18 protein-coding genes are annotated in these 20,604 nt (G+C 58.5%); 10 read left to right on the top strand and 8 right to left on the bottom strand.

Features of this window, described 5'->3' with window-relative positions; all coding sequences use genetic code 11:
• Positions 1-185 precede the first annotated feature (185 nt).
• Positions 186-1,133: a lysylphosphatidylglycerol synthase domain-containing protein gene (locus ACIQT8_RS05780; protein WP_262525201.1), complete on the top strand. Its 948-nt coding sequence runs from the start codon at positions 186-188 to the stop codon at positions 1,131-1,133.
• Positions 1,134-1,136: 3 nt separating this feature from the next.
• On the opposite strand, the gene ACIQT8_RS05775 is transcribed toward ACIQT8_RS05780, so the two are convergent.
• Positions 1,137-2,000 carry a 23S rRNA (adenine(2030)-N(6))-methyltransferase RlmJ gene (locus ACIQT8_RS05775; protein ID WP_400964165.1) on the bottom strand — a complete coding sequence of 288 codons (864 nt, stop codon included), beginning with the start codon at positions 1,998-2,000 and terminating at the stop codon, positions 1,137-1,139.
• Between the two features lie 28 nt (positions 2,001-2,028).
• On the opposite strand from ACIQT8_RS05775, the gene ACIQT8_RS05770 reads away from it, so the two are divergent.
• Genes ACIQT8_RS05770 through ACIQT8_RS05760 form a run of 3 tightly spaced genes read left to right on the top strand, consistent with a single transcriptional unit; the run spans position 2,029 to position 5,474 of the window.
• A complete protein-coding gene (locus tag ACIQT8_RS05770; protein ID WP_178340588.1) occupies positions 2,029-4,230 on the top strand; it encodes a molybdopterin-dependent oxidoreductase in 2,202 nt (733 codons plus the stop codon).
• On the top strand, positions 4,231-4,827 hold the full coding sequence (locus ACIQT8_RS05765) for an NUDIX domain-containing protein (protein WP_400964163.1): 597 nt from the start codon (positions 4,231-4,233) through the stop codon (positions 4,825-4,827).
• A gap of 26 nt (positions 4,828-4,853) precedes the next feature.
• Positions 4,854-5,474, top strand: a complete 621-nt coding sequence (locus ACIQT8_RS05760) for an NUDIX domain-containing protein (RefSeq protein ID WP_400964161.1) — start codon at positions 4,854-4,856, stop codon at positions 5,472-5,474.
• Between the two features lie 62 nt (positions 5,475-5,536).
• Here the strand turns inward: ACIQT8_RS05760 and purN are convergent, their stop codons facing one another.
• From purN to ACIQT8_RS05745, 3 genes are all read right to left on the bottom strand, one after another.
• A complete protein-coding gene (gene purN / locus ACIQT8_RS05755; RefSeq protein WP_400964159.1) occupies positions 5,537-6,205 on the bottom strand; it encodes a phosphoribosylglycinamide formyltransferase in 669 nt (222 codons plus the stop codon).
• Positions 6,202-7,275, bottom strand: coding sequence for a phosphoribosylformylglycinamidine cyclo-ligase (purM, locus tag ACIQT8_RS05750; protein ID WP_138795672.1), 1,074 nt, complete (start codon positions 7,273-7,275; stop codon positions 6,202-6,204). Before purM ends, purN begins: the two co-directional genes overlap by 4 nt.
• Before the next feature lie 127 nt (positions 7,276-7,402).
• On the bottom strand, positions 7,403-8,191 hold the full coding sequence (locus tag ACIQT8_RS05745; protein ID WP_262525204.1) for a class I SAM-dependent methyltransferase: 789 nt from the start codon (positions 8,189-8,191) through the stop codon (positions 7,403-7,405).
• Positions 8,192-8,392: 201 nt separating this feature from the next.
• On the opposite strand from ACIQT8_RS05745, the gene ACIQT8_RS05740 reads away from it, so the two are divergent.
• From ACIQT8_RS05740 to ACIQT8_RS05715, 6 genes are all read left to right on the top strand, one after another.
• Positions 8,393-9,532: an AI-2E family transporter gene (locus ACIQT8_RS05740; protein WP_138795670.1), complete on the top strand. Its 1,140-nt coding sequence runs from the start codon at positions 8,393-8,395 to the stop codon at positions 9,530-9,532.
• Between the two features lie 3 nt (positions 9,533-9,535).
• The gene (gene hdaA / locus ACIQT8_RS05735) at positions 9,536-10,249 is read left to right on the top strand and encodes a DnaA regulatory inactivator HdaA (protein WP_400964156.1); all 714 of its coding nucleotides are present in this window, start codon (positions 9,536-9,538) and stop codon (positions 10,247-10,249) included.
• A 10-nt stretch (positions 10,250-10,259) separates the two neighbouring features.
• Complete coding sequence (locus ACIQT8_RS05730; protein ID WP_400964402.1) at positions 10,260-12,527, top strand: RNA degradosome polyphosphate kinase; 2,268 nt, start codon at positions 10,260-10,262, stop codon at positions 12,525-12,527.
• Entirely contained in the window at positions 12,524-14,047 is a 1,524-nt protein-coding gene (gene ppx / locus ACIQT8_RS05725; RefSeq protein ID WP_262525206.1) for an exopolyphosphatase, read from the top strand. Before ACIQT8_RS05730 ends, ppx begins: the two co-directional genes overlap by 4 nt.
• Before the next feature lie 334 nt (positions 14,048-14,381).
• A complete protein-coding gene (locus ACIQT8_RS05720) occupies positions 14,382-14,792 on the top strand; it encodes a hypothetical protein (RefSeq protein WP_400964153.1) in 411 nt (136 codons plus the stop codon).
• Positions 14,789-15,097 (top strand): immunity protein YezG family protein, encoded by a 309-nt coding sequence (locus ACIQT8_RS05715; RefSeq protein WP_400964151.1) that lies wholly within the window; start codon positions 14,789-14,791, stop codon positions 15,095-15,097. The genes ACIQT8_RS05720 and ACIQT8_RS05715 overlap by 4 nt, the downstream gene beginning before the upstream one ends.
• A gap of 90 nt (positions 15,098-15,187) precedes the next feature.
• Here ACIQT8_RS05715 and ACIQT8_RS05710 read toward each other — a convergent pair whose 3' ends face one another.
• The 4 genes from ACIQT8_RS05710 to ACIQT8_RS05695 form a co-directional block, all read right to left on the bottom strand.
• Positions 15,188-16,546, bottom strand: a complete 1,359-nt coding sequence (locus tag ACIQT8_RS05710) for an esterase-like activity of phytase family protein (RefSeq protein WP_400964149.1) — start codon at positions 16,544-16,546, stop codon at positions 15,188-15,190.
• Between the two features lie 96 nt (positions 16,547-16,642).
• Complete coding sequence (locus tag ACIQT8_RS05705; protein WP_262525210.1) at positions 16,643-17,689, bottom strand: adenylate/guanylate cyclase domain-containing protein; 1,047 nt, start codon at positions 17,687-17,689, stop codon at positions 16,643-16,645.
• A 247-nt stretch (positions 17,690-17,936) separates the two neighbouring features.
• The gene (gene rnd / locus ACIQT8_RS05700; RefSeq protein WP_138795662.1) at positions 17,937-19,088 is read right to left on the bottom strand and encodes a ribonuclease D; all 1,152 of its coding nucleotides are present in this window, start codon (positions 19,086-19,088) and stop codon (positions 17,937-17,939) included.
• Positions 19,089-19,171: 83 nt separating this feature from the next.
• Positions 19,172-20,581: an MFS transporter gene (locus tag ACIQT8_RS05695; protein ID WP_400964147.1), complete on the bottom strand. Its 1,410-nt coding sequence runs from the start codon at positions 20,579-20,581 to the stop codon at positions 19,172-19,174.
• Positions 20,582-20,604: the final 23 nt, after the last annotated feature.

The raw sequence follows: 20,604 nt of genomic DNA, 5'->3' as shown, positions 1-20,604 counted from the left end.
CGGAAGGCTGGCGACCGCATGGCTTGGTAACGTCTAGGGTCTTACATCAACTTGTGAACGAGGCAAACCGACAATCGCTGATGAAAAGGTTGAAAGCCGTCGGCCATAAAGAATAAGGTCTGTCGAATCTCCCAAAAACGATGAATAAATCGGGGAAACTGGAGGAATTTGGCGGGCATGGCCGCATGAAGTTGAAGAAGTACATCTGGCCTGTCGTGGGCCTTGCAACGATCGGTTTTTCTGCGTGGCTGCTGTACCACGAATTGCGTGGTCTCTCGCTGGACGATTTGTGGGATAGTCTTACGGCCATCAGTGCCAAGGACTGGATATGCTCCGGTCTTTCGACACTGGTCGCTTACGCAGCACTTGCCGGTTATGATCGTATTGCTCTCCAGCACCTTGGGCGCAAGGTGAACTGGCTGTTCATTACTTTGACGTCCTTCACCACCTATGCCCTGTCCCACAATGTCGGTGCGTCGGTGTTCTCCGGTGCCGTTGTCCGTTACCGGGCTTATACCTCAAAGGGGCTGACGGTCGGAGAGGTCGGCGTGCTTGTCGGGCTTTGCTCCTTCACCTTCGTCATCGGTACGATCATGCTGATCGGCCTGGTGCTTCTTTATGAACCCGATATCACCGAACGCTTCACGGGCATCCTGCCGGTCGAGGCGTCGACCACGACCGGTGTTCTTCTCCTCCTCGTTGTCGGTCTTTATGTGCTTGGAAGCCTGCTCAAGCTGAAGCCACTCAAGATTGGCTCGTTCTTCTTGCCCTATCCCGCACCACGGCTGGTGGCGCAGCAACTGGTCATCGGGCCGATCGAATTGATCGGTGCGGCCGGCATCATCTATTTTGCGCTGCCCGAGGCAGGCAATCCCGGCTTCATGATCATTCTCGGGATATTCCTGATTTCCTTTTCGGCGGCGCTGATTTCCCACGCACCGGGCGGATTGGGCGTACTGGAGCTGGTGTTCGTGACCGGCTTGCCGGATATGAACCCGGCTGATGTCATCGCGGCGTTGCTAGTCTTCCGCCTGTTTTACCTCATCGTTCCCTTCGTGCTGGGACTATTCGTCATCCTGTTCTTCGAACGATCGCAACTTGCCGCAGCACAGAGGGAAGAAGGGCTGAAATAGCCCTTATCTGTCGTCGGTTTTTTCCTCACCGCGCAGCCAGAATGCGCGGTGCGAGGCGTAACGGTCCTGCGCCATGATGGTTTTGAGAACCGGCAGAAGCGTGTGCAACTCGTCCTTCAACGTGTAAGGCGGGTTGACGATGATCAGACCAGAACCGCTTAGACCATCGAGGCGATCGCTTCTGACCGACAGTTCGGCGCACAGCATTTTCGGAATGTCAAAGGATTGCAGGCGTTCGTGGAAATCCCTGATCGGCGCGCCTTTTTTCAGTGGGTACCACAGGCAATAGGTGCCGGTCGAAAAACGTCGGTAGGCCTTGTTCAGCCCGTCGGCCAGGCGCTGATATTCGTTTTCGAGTTCGAATGGCGGATCGACCAGGACAAGTCCGCGCTTTTCCTTCGGCGGCAGATGCGCGCCCAGCGACAGCCAGCCGTCTAGCTCGGTGACGCGTGCCTGATAGTCCCCCTCGAAAAGACGCGAAAGCGCACGGCAATCGTCAGGATGCAGTTCCATCGCCGAAAGGCGGTCCTGCGGGCGAAACAGCATACGCGCCAGCTTCGGTGAGCCGGGATAATACTGGATGCCGCCTTCCGGGTTCAGTTCCTTCACGGCGGTGAGGTAGGGCTCCAGCAGGTCCGCGACAGCCGGCGGCAGATCAGCCTCCATCAGCTTGCCGATGCCGGTCTGCCATTCGCCGGTTTTCTGCGCCTCTTCGCTCGAAAGGTCATAGAGGCCAATGCCCGCATGCGTGTCGAGCACGCGGAACGCCTTGTCCTTGTTTTGCAGGTAGCGCACCAGCCGCGCCAGCACGGCGTGCTTGAGGACATCCGCGAAATTGCCGGCGTGGTAGATATGGCGGTAGTTCATGGAGGTATCTCGCTTGCCGATGATCAGGATGAATATTCTTGATGAGCGTCACTTCGGTCTTTTGGCCGCTCCGTTGTTGCAATATACAAAAGATATGAACGTTGCGACCCCGATTTCCGCCAAAACTCAGGCAGATGCTACACGCGTCGGCCATACCGTCTGTCCCCATGACTGTCCGAGCGCCTGTGCGCTGGAGGTCGACATCAATGCCGACGGCCGAATTGGCCGGGTGCGCGGCGCCAATTCCAATACCTATACCGCAGGCGTGATCTGCGCCAAGGTAGCGCGCTATTCCGAGCGTATCTATCATCCCGGCCGCCTGATGACCCCGAAACGCCGCAAGGGCGCCAAGGGTGCTGGCGACTGGCAGGAGATTTCCTGGGAAGCAGCGCTGGATGAAGTCGCGGATGCCTTTATCAAGGCTGAAGCGAAACACGGTGCGGAAGCGGTCTGGCCTTATTTTTATGCCGGGACCATGGGGCAGGTGCAGCGCGATTCTATCGAGCGCCTGCGTCACGCCAAGAAATATTCTGGCTTCTTCGGCACGATCTGCACCAACATGGCCTGGACCGGTTACGTCATGGGCACCGGCGCGTTGCGCGGCCCGGACCCGCGCGAAATGGCCAAGGCCGATGTGGTGGTGATCTGGGGCACCAATGCGGTCGCCACCCAGGTCAACGTCATGACCCATGCGGTGAAGGCGCGCAAGGAACGTGGCGCAAAGATCGTCGTGGTCGATATCTACGACAATCCGACCATGAAACAGGCGGATATGAAGCTTGTCGTCAGGCCGGGTACGGATGCCGCACTCGCCTGCGCCGTCATGCACATTGCCTTCCGCGACGGCTATGCCGACCGCGCCTATATGGCGAAGTTTGCCGACGATCCGGCCGGTCTCGAAGCGCACCTGAAAACACGGACGCCGCAATGGGCTGCTGAAATCACCGGTCTTTCCGTTGACCAGATCGAGGATTTCGCACGCCTCGTCGGTGCAACCAAGAAGACCTTTTTCCGCCTCGGTTATGGTTTTGCCCGCCAGCGCAACGGCGCTATCGCCATGCACGCGGCGCTGTCCATCTCCACGGTCCTTGGCTCCTGGCAATATGAAGGCGGCGGCGCGTTCCACAACAATGGCGCGATCTTCCGTCTGAACAAGGCGGAGTTGATGGGCACGGCCTATGCCGATCCCGATGTTCGACAGCTCGACCAGTCGCAGATCGGTCGTATCCTGACGGGCGACGCCGAAGCGCTGCGCCATCGTGGTCCGGTAACAGCACTTCTCATCCAGAACACCAACCCGGTCAATGTCACGCCGGAGCAGCGGCTGGTGAAGCAGGGCTTCCTGCGCGATGATCTTTTCGTTGCCGTGCATGAGCAATTCATGACCGAGACAGCCGAGGTCGCCGACATCGTCCTGCCCGCCACCATGTTCCTCGAACATGATGATCTCTATCGCGCTGGTGGGCAGAACCACATTCTGCTCGGTCCGAAACTGGTCGACCCACCCGAAACCGTGCGTACCAATCTCTTCGTCATCGAGGAACTGGCAAAGCGTCTCGGCGTCGATCACATGCCGGGCTTTGGGCTGTCGGCACGCGAACATGTCGACCGTATCCTGCAGGCAAGCGGTTGGGGCACGTTCGACAACCTTGCCGAAGAAAAGTGGATCGATGCGCAGCCATCCTTTGAGGTCGCCCATTATCTCGAAGGCTTCGGCCATACGGACGGCAAATTCCGGTTCAGCCCGGATTGGGTGAATGGGCCGGCGCCGGACAAACCGCCGGCAAGCATCGGCGTCATGGGTCCTGTCGGAGAGTTTCCAAAGTTCCCGGATCAGGTCGATGTCATCGAAACTGCCGATGCAGATCATCCCTTCCGGCTGGCGACATCGCCCGCCCGCAACTTCCTCAATTCCACCTTCGCGGAAACCAAGACCTCCGTACAGAAGGAAGGTCGTCCCGAACTGATGATCTGTCCCGAGGACGCGTCCCGCCTCGATATCGGCGAAGGCGATATCGTGCGGATCGGCAATGGCCGGGGTGAGGTTCGCCTTCACGCCAGGATCGTTGAGGGTGCGCGCGCGGGCGTGGTGATTGCCGAGGGGCTGTGGCCCAACAAGGCGCATCTGGACGGTGAGGGCATCAATGTGCTGACCGGTGCCGATGCCGTTGCTCCCTATGGCGGCGCGGCGTTCCACGACAACAAGGTTTGGCTGCGGAAAGACTGCTGAATGTCGAAATTCGAGACTGTGAAAATTGAAATCCTGAAGGACGAAACCCTTTCGGACAACTGGTATCACCTGCGCAACATCACCTATCGCTATACCGATTCCAGGCGCGAGACGAAAATCCACAAGCGCGAGGCTTATGATCGCGGCAATGGCGCGACGATCCTGCTTTACGATCCACGCCGCGATACGGTCGTGCTCGTGCGTCAGTTCCGTGTACCGACCTATGTAAATGGCTATCACGGCTGGCTTCTTGAAACGCCAGCCGGTCTTCTCGATGGTGAAAACCCGGCCGAAGCCATCCGTCGCGAAGTCATGGAGGAAACCGGATATCTGCTGAAGGATGTACGCTTCCTGTTCAAATCCTTCATGTCGCCGGGATCAGTGACGGAGATCGTGCATTTCTTTGCCGCCGTCATCGACAGTTCCGATCAGGCAGAAGAAGGTGGCGGTGCGGCCCATGAGGGCGAGGATATTGAGGTCGTGGAAATTCCGCTAACCGATGCCATGAAAATGATAGAAAACGGCGATATCTGCGACGGAAAGACGATCATGCTGCTGCAATGGGCGGCCCTTAACCGCACCTCGCTCAGCGCCTGAAGATTTGATTGCCAACGGAGTTTCGAATGCACGGTTCAGCTATCGGCTCGTCTGTCGTCGTCAGCGACGAAGACAGGGTTCGCCTGGTCGAAAAGGAAACTGTCTGGAAGGGCTTCGTGCACATGCAGAAGCTCATCTTCGATCAGCGCATGCCGGATGGTAAGGTTATCCGCATCACCCGCGAGGTTCATGATCACGGCAAAGCCGCAGCCATCCTGCTTTACGATCCGTCGCAGGACAGCGTGGTGATGGTGCGCCAGTTCCGCCCCGGCGTCTTCGTCAATGGCGATCCTGCGTTCATGATCGAAGTTCCCGCCGGCCTGCTGGATGACGACGACGCGGCGGAGGCCGTACGCCGCGAGGCAATGGAAGAATCCGGTTATGCGGTTGAAAAGGTGCAGTATCTCTTCGACATGTATGCCAGCCCCGGCACCCTGACGGAGAAGGTCAGCCTGTTCGTTGCCCGCATAGATCTAGACGTCAGGGCGGGTGAGGGCGGCGGTCTGGACGAAGAAGGTGAGGATCTCGAAATTCTGACCTATACGCTGGACGAGGCGTTCTCGATGATCGCTTCCGGTGAGATCACCGATTCCAAGACGATCATTCTGCTGCAATGGGCGATGCTCAACCGTCAGCAGTTGCGCTGAGGGCAATGCGGGCTCAAGAGCTCTTTTTCAGTTGTAATGTGTGGCCGGTGTGAAGCGATGCTTCACGCCGAGATGATGAGTGCCGTCGCATCCGTATTGCCGGCTTCGCTGATGGCGCGGCCGTTTTCCATACGCACCTTGCCTTCTGCAAGATGCTTGAGCGCCAGCGGATACAGCTGATGCTCGACGGTCAGAACACGTGCAGCCAGCGTGTCGGCCGTGTCATCAGCCAGAACCGGCACGGCCGCCTGACCGATGACCGGACCCTCATCCATGCCCTCAGTCACGAAATGTACCGTGCAACCGGACACCTTCATGCCGCTGTCGATGGCACGCTGATGCGTGTGCAGACCGGGAAACAGTGGCAGCAGGGAAGGGTGGATATTGATGATCCGGCCTTCGTACGGATTGATGAAGTCGCCGGAGATCAGGCGCATGTAGCCCGCAAGGCAGATGATATCGGGAGCGATCTCTCCAAGTGCGGCCAGAATGGCGGCCTCGTGTTCGGCCTTGCTGGTGTAGTTCTTCCGTTCGAAGGCAAGGGTTGGAATGCCAAGCGCTTGCGCTTTGGCCAGTCCGCCGGCCGATGCCCTGTCGGAGATCACGCAGGCAATCTCCGCCGGAAAGTCCGCGTCCTGACAGGCTTTCGCAAGCGAGAGCATGTTCGATCCGCCGCCGGAAATGAAGACGACGACGCGCTTGCGAGCGGACGAGGACGCAGGGCTTGTCATAGGCCGAGCGTACCCTTGTAGATCGTACCGTGTGCGCCCTCAGCGCGGGCAACCATACGGCCGAGCGGGAAGACGGTCTCGCCTTCAGCGGTCAGTACGTCCGTGACCTTTTCGGCATTTTCTGCCGAGACGACAACGATCATGCCGACGCCGCAGTTGAAGGTGCGCAGCATTTCGGTTGCTTCTACGCCGCCCGTCTTGGCGAGCCACGAGAAGACTGCCGGAACCTTGATCGAAGCAAGATCGATTTCAGCGGCAAGGTGCTTCGGCAGAACGCGCGGAATGTTTTCCGGGAAGCCGCCGCCGGTGATGTGCGCCAGAGCCTTCAAGGCACTCGTCTCGCGGATCGCCTTCAATAGCGGCTTTACGTAGATGCGTGTTGGTGTCAGCAGGGCTTCGCCGAGCTTCTTTCCGTCGGCGAAGGGCGCCGGTGCATCCCAGCCGAGGCCGGACAGCGAGACGATCTTGCGAACCAGCGAGAAGCCGTTGGAGTGAACGCCGGAAGAGGAGAGGCCGAGAATGACATCGCCTTCGGCAATGTCGCCCGCAGGAAGAAGCTGGCCACGTTCGGCAGCGCCGACAGCAAAGCCGGCAAGGTCATAATCGCCATCCGAATACATGCCGGGCATTTCGGCGGTTTCGCCGCCGATCAGCGCACAGCCGGACTCGCGGCAGCCAGCGGCAATACCGGAAACAATGGCCGCACCCTGATCCGGGTCAAGCTTGCCGGTGGCAAAGTAGTCGAGAAAGAACAGCGGTTCTGCGCCCTGAACGACGAGGTCGTTGACGCACATGGCGACGAGGTCGATACCGACCGTATCGTGGTAGTCTGCGTCGATGGCGATCTTGAGCTTGGTGCCGACGCCATCATTGGCCGCAACCAGAACCGGATCGGTAAAGCCGGCTGCCTTGAGGTCGAACAGGCCACCGAAGCCACCGATTTCGCCATCCGCACCCGGGCGCCGCGTCGAGCGTACCGCCGGTTTGATCTTCTCGACCATCAGGTTGCCGGCGTCGATATCCACACCTGCGTCACTATAGGTAAGACCGTTCTTGCCCGACTGGCTCATGGCTCTCGTCTCCGCTGGTTCCGTTGGCGTCGCCATTCGCATGAGACGGGGGCATATGCAAGGGTAAGAGTGGCAAAAGCTCCCGTTTTTAACGGGTTTGCGCCTGCCGCCGGTCGTCTGTTCGGGATTAGTTCGCGGCGACGCGACAAACGAGATTGAGAAGGCCGTCGCGCGACGTGTCTGAATTTTCGTCGATGGGCCGCCCATCTTCACCGTAACGGGCAACGATCTCGAAACCCGCGGCTTCCAGTTGCCGCGTCTGGTTGGCCAGATCGATGAAATAGAACAGGCCACTCCACCGATGTGCCTGATCGACCAGAATGGCATACTCTTCCGTCTTGTGCGTCTGTTGTTGCAGGCGCAGATAGTTCAGCCAGCTTTGCGGGTGAAACGAGTTCACCACCTCACGCGGCCGCCAGGAACGGGCGTGCAGGGGCATGCCGCCGGCACGCGCCCAATTTCTGTTGTGGAAGGAAAAGATGAAGTAGCCGCCGGGTGCAAGGATTTTCCGCGCAGAATGGATGATCGACAGCCGGTCCACGTGGCCGAACGCGCTGAGGATGGCGAGGGCGCCAAGCACGCAGTCGAACCGCGCTTCGCCGAACTCGCCGATGGCCCGCACGTCCATGTCGAGAAAGGTTGCTGTGGGAAAGTTGCGCCGAGCCAGCGCCAGCATGGGCTGCGACCGGTCCACGCCGACATAGTCACCGACCAGCGGCAAGAGCGGTTTCGTCGTTCTGCCCGTTCCGACGCCGAGGTCGAGAAGGCGCTTGCCGGCATAGGCATGACGGAATTGTTCAAGGATGATGCGTTCGGCCGGATAAAGCTGCTGGTTGTCATACCAGGCAGCCACATCAGGATGGTCGAATAGTCCAGCATTGTGCTCCGCCATGCTGGTTTCATTCACGCTTTGCATTGTTTCCCCCAGGCCAACAACGATCGCTGAACACGAAATTACTTGCGTAATACTTATCTAATATTCAATGGCGGTCAACCGATGGTTTATCGACAACCGTGGAGGAGCGCGCTCGTTGAGGCGCGCGGTCTTGACCATGCGCGCCCCTGCATCCTATCTCCATCGGGATGGATGACGGCAGAGCGGCAAGAGGATGAGCGGATGCAGCAACATGTAAGCGGTACGAATCTTCGCCGACAGGTATTCTTCTGGCTCGGCGCGCTTATTCTCTTCATCGTTTTTCTGACGATCTTCAGCTCCATTCTCTTGCCCTTCGTGGCGGGCATGGCGCTTGCCTATTTTCTCGATCCGGTTGCGGACTGGCTTGAGCGCCGCGGTTTGAACAGAATGATGGCGACGGTCGTCATTCTCATTTCCTTCGTCCTGCTGTTTGCGCTGTCGCTGATCATCATCATTCCGCTGGTCGTGGCGCAGGCATCGGAGTTCATTACCCGCATTCCACAATATATCTCGTCCCTGCAGCAGCTTATTGCGGGTGCTGACACCAACCTGCTGCCCGATTGGGTCAGCAGCCAGATCGATGCGGTGAAGGAGAACTTCTCCAAGCTTCTGGCCGAAGGTGCCGGCTTCATCGGAACGCTGCTGACGCAGATCTGGAACTCCGGCAAGTCGCTCGTCGATGTCGTTTCGCTTCTGGTCGTCACGCCGGTGGTTGCATTCTACCTGCTGCTCGACTGGGACCGCATGATCGACAAGGTGGATAGCTGGATACCGCGCGACAGCGTCCATACGGTGCGTCAGATCGCCCGCGACATGGACAAGACCATTGCCGGTTTCGTGCGTGGGCAAGGCTCACTCTGCCTTATCCTGGGTGTCTATTACGCCGTCGGCCTGTCGCTGGTCGGGCTCAATTTCGGCCTGTTGATCGGCCTTTTTTCCGGCCTTATCAGTTTCATTCCCTATGTCGGCTCGATGGTCGGTCTCATTCTTGCGGTCGGCGTGGCCGTCGTGCAGTTCTGGCCGGATTATATCTATGTCGTTCTGACACTGGTGGTGTTTTTCTCCGGGCAGTTCATCGAGGGCAATATTCTGCAGCCGAAACTGGTTGGTAGCAGCGTTGGTCTGCATCCCGTCTGGCTGATGTTTGCGCTGTTTGCTTTCGGTGCGCTTTTTGGCTTTGTCGGCCTGCTTGTGGCGGTTCCGGCGGCTGCGGCCGTGGGCGTGCTTGTCCGCTTCGCCTTGTCGCGATATCTTCAGAGCGATCTTTACCATGGGCATGGCGCAAACTTTCCCTGGCAGGAACAGGAAGTGCCCCAGGAAAAGAGCGATTCTCAGAGCTGATCGATGACTGACCCAATTAAAACCGATAACGCCCGGCTGAGCGCCGAGCAGCTTCCGCTCGTATTTTCGCACCAGTCCGCGCTCGGACGGGACGACCTTCTTGTGTCCGCGCCTCTGGAGGCAGCCGTCAGCCTGGTTGATGAATGGCCAAACTGGCCGTCGCCCGTCGTGGTGCTGGCCGGGCCGCCAGGCTCCGGCAAGTCGCATCTGGCGAATATCTGGAAAAATATCAGCGGCGCTCAGGAGATTTATCCGAAAACGGGTGCGGATGTAGCGCGGCTGGCGCAGGCCGGGCCGGTGCTTTTCGAAGATGCCGACCGCCGCCGGTTTGATGACACCGAACTCTTCCACGTCATCAACAGCGTACGCCAGCACGGCACGGCACTTCTGGTCACAAGCCGTCTTTGGCCTTCCGCGTGGCAGGTTACGCTGCCGGATTTGCGCTCCCGCCTGAAAGCGGCCACCGTCGTGGAAATCGGGGAACCTGACGAGGCGTTGCTGGGCCAGGTGCTCATGAAGCTTTTTGCCGACCGGCAGCTTTATATGGACGACAAACTCATCGCCTATATCGTCAACCGCATGGAGCGTTCGCTGGATACGGCGCAGACCATTGTCGACAGGATCGACCGGCTTGCGCTGTCGCGGGCAACACGCATCACACGTCCGCTGGTTGCCGAGGTTCTCAATGCATTGGGCAGCGGACCGGAGCCCGACTGATGGCTGTTGAATAACTGTCACAGTTCCGTCGTCAAACTGTTATACGGGCAGTGGCACAATCACGAAATTGGGGAATCGGATGGACGCGGCAGGGCAGGAAAGCATGAACATGGTGCAGACGCTGAACGAGGGCGAGGATCTCTGGAATAGCCCGGCACGGTTCATCAACCGCGAGTTTTCCTGGCTCCAGTTCAATCGCCGCGTTCTCGAAGAGACGCTGAACACCGATCATCCGCTGTTGGAGCGGTTGCGCTTCCTGTCGATTTCGGCTGCGAACCTCGATGAATTTTTCATGGTGCGCGTTGCAGGCCTCGAAGGTCAGGTGCGCCAGTCGATCACCATCCGTACCCCGGATGGCAAGACCCCGGCCGAACAGCTCGAAGACATCCTGAAAGAAATCGACAATCTGCAGATGGAGCAGCAGGCTTCGCTCGCCGTGCTGCAACAATATCTCGCCAAGGAAGAAATCTTCATCGTTCGCCCCGCAGCGCTTTCGGATGACGATCGCACATGGCTGGAAAACGAGTTCGAAGAGCGCATCTTCCCGGTGCTGACGCCACTGTCCATCGATCCGGCACATCCTTTCCCGTTCATTCCCAACCTGGGCTTCTCGATGGGCCTGCAGCTCGACAGCGTCAACGGCCGCGAGCCGATGACCGCGCTGCTGCGCCTGCCACCAGCGCTCGATCGCTTCATCCGCCTGCCGGATGACAAGAACGCCATTCGTTACATCACGCTCGAAGATGTCGTCGGCCTGTTCATTCACCGTCTTTATCCCGGCTACACGGTGCGTGGTTTCGGTACGTTCCGTATCATTCGTGACAGCGATATCGAAGTCGAGGAAGAAGCCGAAGATCTGGTGCGCTTCTTCGAGAGCGCGCTGAAGCGCCGCCGTCGCGGTTCGGTGATCCGCATCGAAACCGATAGCGAAATGCCGCAATCGCTGCGCCAGTTCGTCGTGCACGAACTTGGCGTGCCTGACAACCGCGTTGCCGTTCTGCCGGGCCTTCTGGCCCTCAACACCATCTCGGAAATCGTTAAGGCGCCGCGCGACGATCTGAAGTTTGCGCCTTACAACGCCCGTTTCCCGGAGCGTGTGCGTGAACATGCGGGCGATTGCCTTGCCGCGATCCGCGAAAAGGACATGGTGGTCCACCACCCATATGAAAGCTTCGACGTTGTCGTGCAGTTCCTGCTTCAGGCCGCGCGCGATCCGGAAGTTCTGGCCATCAAGCAGACGCTTTATCGCACCTCAAACGACAGCCCGATCGTGCGTGCCCTGATCGACGCGGCGGAAGCTGGCAAGTCGGTGACGGCGCTTGTGGAGTTGAAGGCCCGTTTCGATGAAGAGGCGAACATTCGCTGGGCGCGCGACCTGGAGCGCGCCGGCGTGCAGGTCGTTTTCGGCTTCATCGAACTCAAGACACATGCCAAGATGTCGATGGTCGTGCGCCGTGAAGATGGCAAGCTCAGAACCTATTGCCACCTTGGCACCGGCAACTATCACCCGATCACGGCGAAGATCTACACGGACCTGTCCTTCTTCACCTGTAACCCGAAGATCGCCCATGACATGGCGAATATCTTTAACTTCATCACGGGTTATGGGGAGCCGGAGGAGGGCATGAAGCTCGCCGTTTCGCCCTACACGCTGCGCCCGCGTATCCTCAAGCACATCAACGAGGAAATCGAGCACGCCAAGAGCGGTGTGCCGGCGGCAATCTGGATGAAGATGAACTCACTCGTCGATCCCGAGATCATCGATGCGCTTTACCGTGCGAGCGCTGCGGGCGTCGAGGTCGATCTGGTGGTACGCGGCATCTGCTGCCTGCGTCCGCAGGTGCCGGGCCTCTCTGACAATATCCGCGTCAAATCGATCGTTGGCCGCTTCCTCGAACACAGCCGTATCTTCGGCTTCGGCAACGGTTACGGCCTGCCATCCGACAAGGCGCTGGTCTATATCGGCTCTGCAGACATGATGCCGCGCAACCTCGACAGACGTGTTGAAACACTGGTTCCGTTGACGAACCCGACCGTTCACGAGCAGGTTCTTTCACAGATTATGCTGGGCAATTTGATTGACAATCAGCAGAGCTACGAGATACTTGCCGACGGAACGTCCAGGCGCATTGAGGTGCGCAAGGGCGAGGAACCGTTCAACGCGCAGCACTATTTCATGACCAATCCCAGCCTTTCCGGACGTGGTGAAGCCTTGAAATCCAGTGCGCCTAAACTGATAGCCGGGTTGATTTCGTCCCGCAAGAAACAGGCTGAATGACACGATCAGAAGCACAGGGGCGGCTGACCGGCCTTGCCCCCGTTTCCGTTATAGATATCGGTTCGAACTCCGTTCGCCTCGTCGTCTATGAAGGTCTTTCGCGCGCTCCGGCGGTCCTTTTCAACGAAAAGGTGTTGTGCGGCCTTGGCAAAGGGCTGGCCCTGACCGGTCGTATGCACGAGGAAGGTGTCAGCCGCGCTCTTTTGGCGCTGCGCCGTTTTCACAAGCTTTCCGAGCAGGCGCAGGCGCAGCAGCTTTACGTTCTGGCAACGGCTGCCGCACGCGAGGCGGAAAACGGTCCTGATTTCATTCGTGAGGCCGAGGCCATCCTTGGTTGTGAGATCGAGGTACTGTCAGGCGAAAAGGAAGCGCTTTATTCCGCATACGGCGTGATCAGCGGTTTCCATAATCCCGATGGCATTGCCGGTGACCTTGGCGGCGGTTCTCTGGAACTGATCGACATCAAGGGCAAGAGCTGCGGTGAGGGCATAACCCTGCCGCTCGGTGGCTTGCGACTGTCGGAACAGTCGAACGGTTCGCTTGAGAAGGCGACCGTGATTGCCCGAAAGCACGTCAAGTCTTCAGCGGATCTTCTCGCCGCTGGCGAAGGACGAATTTTCTACGCTGTTGGCGGCACGTGGCGAAACATTGCCAAGCTGCACATGGAAATCACCGGTTACCCGCTGCACATGATGCAGGGTTACGAGCTTCCGCTCGATGAAATGCTGCGCTTTCTGGACGAGGTCGTTACCTCCAAGGACAGCAAGGACCCGGCATGGCAGGCGGTCTCCAAGAACCGTCGCTCGTTGCTGCCGTTCGGCGCCATCGCCATGCGCGAAGTGCTCAAGGTCATGAAACCGTCCAAGGTTGCCTTCTCCGCTCAGGGCGTACGTGAAGGTTATCTCTACTCCCTGCTGTCTGAAACGGACCGCGATTCCGATCCTTTGCTGGTGACAGCCGACGAACTGGCAATTCTGCGTGCACGTTCGCCCGAACACGCCCGCGAACTCGCAGACTGGAGCGGTCGGACCTTTCCGGTTTTCGGCATCGACGAGACAGAGGAAGAAAGCCGCTACCGCCAGGCTGCCTGCCTTCTGGCTGACATAAGCTGGCGCGCCCATCCCGATTATCGCGGGCTACAGGCGCTCAACATCATCGCCCATTCGTCCTTCGTTGCGATCAGTCATCCGGGGCGTGCCTATATCGCCCTTGCCAACTATTACCGCTTCGAAGGGCTGAACGACAATGGCACGACGCAGCCTCTGGCAAGCGTCGCCGGCGACCGCTTCCTGGAGCTCGCGAAGCTTCTCGGTGGTCTGTTGCGCGTGGTTTACCTGTTCTCGGCATCGATGCCCGGCGTGGTCGATCACCTGAAATTTCGCAAATCCGACAATCCCGATATCGATCTGGAATTTGTCGTACCGCACGACTATTGCGACTTTGCCGGTGAGCGACTCGATGGCCGCCTTCAGCAACTGGCAAAACTGACAGGCAAGCGCCTGGCTTTCGTGTTCGAATAACGCGCCAGCACTTTTCCATATCCCATCACATCGATGAGGCGTCGGTTTCAACCGGCGCCTCATTCGTTTCATGGCATATGAGGGTGATTTGTACGTCTATGGGTTGACAAAAAACAGGTAAAAACCTGAAGTTATATTCAGGAGGATCGTTGGAGGACGATAAAGGGAAGAGATCATGGCCAGATTGCCGCTTTCGCTTCTTGTCTTATCCTTGTTTTGACCACGTAAGCGCGGCGTACAGATGAAGCGCGCTCGCCGTTAAGTATCCACGACATTCCCAAAAGATGCAGCGAGCCAAAGTCTTGGGCAAGGCATCAACGACAGGAGTTGCCGTATGGACTTCATATCCGCTCAGACACGGGTGGTCGAAACCGTCGTTCCCTGCATTGGTGTCGACGGCTGGGAGCAGATTTTCATCGATGCCGAAATCGCCGAGGATGAGAACGATTATTCGCTGAGCACAGTCAGTTTCGCCATTGTGCGGGCTGAAGACGGGCAGCCGGCCAAACACCCGTTTTCCATCGACGCCGCCGGACAGGACGCCATGCTGGCACTTTATGCGCAGCGACACGAAGCCGGTGACGAGATCACCGGTTTCGACCTGACCATCGAACCTGATGACCGCTTCCGTTTTCGCTTCAGCCATGACGAACCGAAACGCGCCCTTGGCAAGTGGGATGCCGCAAAGGCCGCGCGTTTGCAGAACTATCTCGGGCAATACGACAAGGCAGGAAGGCAGACATGACAGATGCTGATCCCTACGCAATCATCGCCCGCCATCTGCTCGGGAACATACCGGCCGGTTGGCTGAAAGCGTGGATCGAAGGCGAAGTGGGGGAAGGTTACAGCGATCTACTGTTCGTCTATTCGACAACGGACAAAGAGCGCAACTATTTCGTCCCTTCCTATGAGGACAACGAAATCATCCATGACCGGTTGGTGGAACTGCGCGATGGTTTGCAGCAGGAGGGCAGGGGAAAATGGTCGCGTTTCGTTTTCATGCTGCAGCCGGATGGGTCATATCATCTGCAACTCGACTATGATGATTAAGCCCGAATCTCGCTGCGCGACGTTCGCCGGTACAAAACAAAACGCCCGGCTCTGTGCCGGGCGCTTCGTTTCAGATCTGCAGCAAAAGGTTTATTTCGCCTCGAGCAGTTCCTTGACTTCGAGCAGGACGAACTCGTTGTCGTCAGCCTTGTCGAGTGCACGGCCTGCCGAGAATGGCAGGTTGTTGTCGTTGCCGACGATGAGGTGCGTGGCGTCGACGCGGTCGACGTTCTCGATGGTCACGAACGGCATGTCGTAGAAACCTTCGCCGCCGCCCTGGCGCCTCTTGTTGTCGGGATCGGCGATCTTCAGGAGATCGATGTAACCGATCTTGCGGGCTGCCTTGCCGACATTGGCGTCGTTGAATTCGATCTTGTAGATGCGCTTGACCTTGGAAGGCACGGCAAAGCAGGTCACTTCCGGCTTCTTCGGGTCGGCGCAAGCCTTGTCGACGGTGCCGGCACCGTTGTCGCGTTCGATCACGAGACCCGTGGTCGCATCCAGCATGTTGAAGTCACCGATGGCTTCGCCACCTTCTGCCAGCGGGTACAACCAGGTACGGCCGGTCCACTTCTTCGACGCGACGTCAAGTTCGATGATCCGCAGGCCGGTTGCGCCGTCTTCGGTCTTTTCCACCTGGCCGTCGGTGTTGTAGAGCGGCCCTTCCAGCAGGCCGTAGAGCTTGCTGCCATCCTTGGACATGGCCATGCCTTCAAAGCCGCCCGAACGCTTCAGGTTGAAGCCCGGCAGTTTCTGGGTCGGGTTGCCTGGCAGGGTCAGGATCGGGTTGTCGGGAGACTTGACATCGATGTCGCCTGCCTTGGTGGCGATAACGTCGGTCAGTTTGCCGTCGCGGGTAAATTTCAGAACGTATGGGCCGAATTCTTCGGCAACCCAGAAGCCGTCAGCAACGGGCTGAATGGACTCGACGTCGAAATCGGCGCCGGTCAGATAGCGCTTGTCCGAACCTTCCATGACGATCGGGAAGGGGGCTTTTTTGTCCGGGTCGGACAGGAACACGGTTTCAAGCGCATTCACCTTGCCCTGATCCCAGTCGAACTTCAGGTGATGCAGCATCAGCATCGCGTCGCTCGAATTGAGCTTCGAGCCGAAACCGTTGTCGGAGAGGCTCCAGAACGTGCCGTCATCCATGGCCTTGATGCCGGAGAAGCCCTGCATCGGCTGACCGTTGAAAGGCATGGAAAGGCCGGTCGGGCGCACGCCGTCCTGGCCGGGAACCGTCTCGAGCCCTTCTGCGCGCTTGCGGTCGGAGGTCGTGAATTTTGCCGACGTCTTCAGATGCTCCGGTGCATCGGCTGGCGCTGCAATGATCGTTTTGGCCGGCAGGATGGCATGCGAAACCAGCTTTGCCGGAAACTCTTTTTCGGCGGCGTTGGCCGTGCCGACCAGCGCGAGAACAGCGCAAGAAGCGACGAGAATATGTTTCATGGTGAAGTACCCCCTCGGAGACCTGTTGAGACAGGTTCGATCCGATAGGGGCGGCATGTGACAGTCAGGTGATCTCAGTTTGAAGCTTTGATGAATTTAGCTTGCGATCGCAACCTGCGAGACCGCGACCGGATATTTGCTCAGCGTGCACACACCCAGCGTCTGGCCGCGTCCCTTGACCGCGTGTTCGCCCAGATACTCGCTGCGCACGCCTTTCGGCAGCACGATCTGGTGAGCGAGATCGGCGGAAATCAGGATTGGATGACCCAGCATCTTGCTCAGCGATTCAAGCCGTGCGGTGGTGTTCACCGTATCGCCGAAATAGGTGATCTTGTGGTGGTCGACGCCGATTTCGGCGGTGATGACGGGGCCGCCATGAATGGCAAAGCGCAAACGCGGCACTTCGCCGAATCGTTTCAGCCAAAGATCGCGCTTGTCTTCTATGGCGCCCAGAATATCGAAGACGCAATTGATGCAGGCTGCGCGCCGAACGGCAAGGTGGTAGGGCCAGGTAACGATGGCCGCGTCGCCGATATAGTCATCGATGACACCGCCGAATTTCCGGACCGGCGCGGCATAGGTGGCAAAAATTTCGCCGAGGAATTCCTGCGCTTTCAGGTCGCCGTTGGTTTCCGCGAAGGAGGTCGAGCCGACGAGGTCGATGAAGAGGAAGACACGGTCTTCGCTCACTGGACGACGATAGCGGCCGAGAATGAGGTCGGTGAAGATGTCACGCCCGAGCAGTTCGCGCACACGCATGATGAAGACGATGATGCCACAAACGACGAGTGTGAAAACAAGCGTCTGTAGCTCGGCATGAACGGCCCGTCGCCAGGTGCCTGGAAAGATGCCGCTTGCCCAGAGAATCGTGCCGCCAAGCCCGAAGCCGCAGAACACCAGGACCGCATAGATCAGAAAACCTATGGCGATATAGACTGGTGTTGGCAGGGCGCTGACCCGTCGGGCAAGTCCCGGCATGATGTAACCGCGTTCGAACGCCAGAATCGGTGCACAGGCAAACAGAGCGTAGGTCGCGCCAATGAATGCACCACCGCCATATTCCAGGAACGCGTATGCGACGCCGCTGCCGGCAACGGCAACGAACAGCACCACGTAATCCAGAATTGGCAGCAGTTTTCTCATTGTGTTTCTTGATCTTGCAACAAAGCGAAAGACTCGCCGGGTTCGTCCGGCGACACCTCTTCCCGATGATATGCGACATTAATGTGGAAAAAGCGCCGCAAAAAGTGACGTTTCGGTAAGGTCGGGAAAAGGATTGGCAGGGCTGTTGCCATGATGCCGCAACGACCCTTCCAGAGCTTCCGATAGACGCCAGAAATGTTTCGCAACGAACCGTTCTGACCGGCCGTTGCGTATGCAGGGCAGTGTTTTATCCGCCGATATCGACGGTTTCGACCTTCTTGTTGACGAAGCGAAGTGCCACATCGCCATTGATGAGTTTCAGCGCCAGGTCGCCGAACAGTTCACGCCGCCAGCCGGAAAGGGCCGCAACCGTGGCGTTTTCACCCTCTGCTGCGATCTTGTCGAGGTCATCGCTGTTGGCGAGAACCTTGGCGGCGACACCATGCTTGTCCGCCGTCAGTTTCAGCAGAACCTTCAACAGTTCGACTGCCGCCCCCGATCCTTCCGGAGAGTGCGTGTGACGCGGTGCTTTCGGCATTTCTTCACGCGGTAGGGCCAAGGCGGCATTGACCGTCTCGATGATGGCCGTGCCGGAAGACGAGCGCTCCCAGCCCTTGGGAATCGTGCGCAGGCGCGACAGCGCCTCGGTGTCCTTCGGCTGCTGCTGGGCGATTTCGAAAATGGCATCGTCCTTCAGAACCCGCGAACGCGGCACATTGCGCGAGCGTGCTTCGCGCTCCCGCCAGGCGGCCACGAACTTCAGCGTTGCAAGTTCGGTCGGCTTGCGCAGACGCGATTTCAGTCTCAGCCAGGCGTCGTCGGGATGCATGTCGTAGGTGTCGCGCGATTCGAGGATGTTCATTTCCTCGGTCAGCCACAGCGAGCGGCCTTCGCGTTCAAGTTCGGCCTTCAGCGCCAGATAGACGTCGCGCAGATGGGTCACATCAGCCAGCGCATAATCGAGCTGCTTGTCCGACAGTGGCCTGCGGCTCCAGTCGGTAAAGCGCGAGGATTTGTCGATCTGGACGTTTTTGATCTTCTGCACGAGCTGGTCGTAGGAGATCGAATCGCCGAAGCCGCACACCATGGCGGCGACCTGCGTATCGAAGATCGGGTGAGGTATGAGGCCACCCAGATGATAGATGATTTCAATGTCCTGCCGCGCGGCGTGGAAGACCTTGACGACGTTGGGATTGGCCATCAGTTCGAATAGCGGCGCAAGGTCAATACCCTTGGCGAGCGGATCGACCAGCACTTCCAGCGTCGGGCTTGCCATCTGCACGAGGCACAGTTCCGGCCAGAATGTCGTCTCGCGCAGAAATTCCGTATCGATGGTGATGAATTCCGATTTCGCCAGTTCCTTGCAGGCTTCGGCGAGGGCGGCAGTCGTTTCAATCATTGTTATTGGCCAATCTTGGAAAAGTATTCGTCTTACTTTCCCTTTGCCGCACGCATGTCAATACAAAGGCCGCTTTTCCGGTCTCAAGGATCGTTTTTCTCCGGCGAATGTGGCTTCTCGCTGTCGTCTTTGGGGCGTCCGGGGGTTGCAAGTTTCTGGAAATAGGCCGAGGTGCGCAGTAACGAGCGGAAGCGCCAGTTGCGTTCTTCTACCGGCACGCCTTCGCGCACCCGCAGCCGGTGGATCGTGTAGGCAATGAAAACGATCTGTATCGCCGCCGTATAAGTGAACAACGCCTTTGGCCCGAACGCGTCGATCAGCACCGAAGCGATCAACGGCCCCATCGTCGCGCCGACCGACCAGAAGAACAATAGCCCGGCCGACACCATAGCATGTTCTCCCTCCTTGGCATGGTCGTTGCCATGCGCGGAGCTCAGCGAATAAAGCGGCAGCGCAAAGGCGCCGAAGATGAAGACGCCGATGATGTTGCTCCACTCGTCCGTGCCGGCAAACAGCGCCAGGAACAGGCCGACGACGACCGAACCGGCCGTGGTCGCAAGGATGATGATGCGCCGGTCATAGCGGTCGGAATAGACGCCGAGGGGATATTGCAGCACCACGCCGCCGATGATCCCGGCGCTCATGAAGGTTGCAATCGAGGTGACGGAGAGTCCGATCTGTTCACCGTAGATCGGGCCGATGTTGCGGAACGCCGCCATGCTGAGACCGACGGCAACGCAGCCAACCACGGCAAGCGGCGAGATGCGCCAGACCGCAAAGAGATTGAAGGGGATCTGCTTCGGCGGTGCCGGATTGGATTTGTCGGCAAGCGAGATCGGCACCAGTGACAGTGACAGCGCCATGGCGATCAGTGAAAACACGATCGGCCCTTCGATACCGGCCAGAGGGATCACGTATTGGGCGAGCGTCACTGAGCCAAGGTCAACGAAACGGTAGATGGAAAGCGTGCGCGCGCGGTTCGAATTGGTGACCTGCGCATTGATCCAGCTTTCGATCGCCGCAAAAAGGCAGGCGACCGCGATGCCGATGATGAAGCGCATCAACATCCAGAACAGCGGATGAATGATCAGCGGCATGGCGATGGACGCGGCCGATGCCACAGCCGCCATCGTGGCGAAGGTTCTGATGTGGCCGACCTTGCGCAGAAGCCGGGTCACGGAAATGCAGCCGAGGGCGAATCCCATGCTGTAGGCGGCGCTGATAAGGCCGATGGTGCTGGCGGAAAAACCTTCCGAAAGGCCGCGCAGCGCAATGTAGGTTCCTTGAAGCCCGTTGCCTCCGATCAGAATGCCGGCGGTAATCAGCAGGGGAATAAGCGGTCTGATCTGGTTCATGCGTGGGGCACCGGCAGGCGGATATGATTTGAGATCGGCAGAGATTGCAGATAGACCATACTTAACCGTGTAATACGCTGAAAGACAGCGCGATACGCGACAATATTCCGCTTTGCCTTGACAAATCAGGCGCGTCATGCGCTTTTCCGCCCGATTTAGAT

The organism is Agrobacterium sp. NPDC090273 (assembly GCF_044772305.1).
In the GTDB taxonomy this organism is placed as follows: Bacteria; Pseudomonadota; Alphaproteobacteria; order Rhizobiales; family Rhizobiaceae; genus Agrobacterium.
This window is presented reverse-complemented; position numbering and strand designations above follow the sequence as displayed.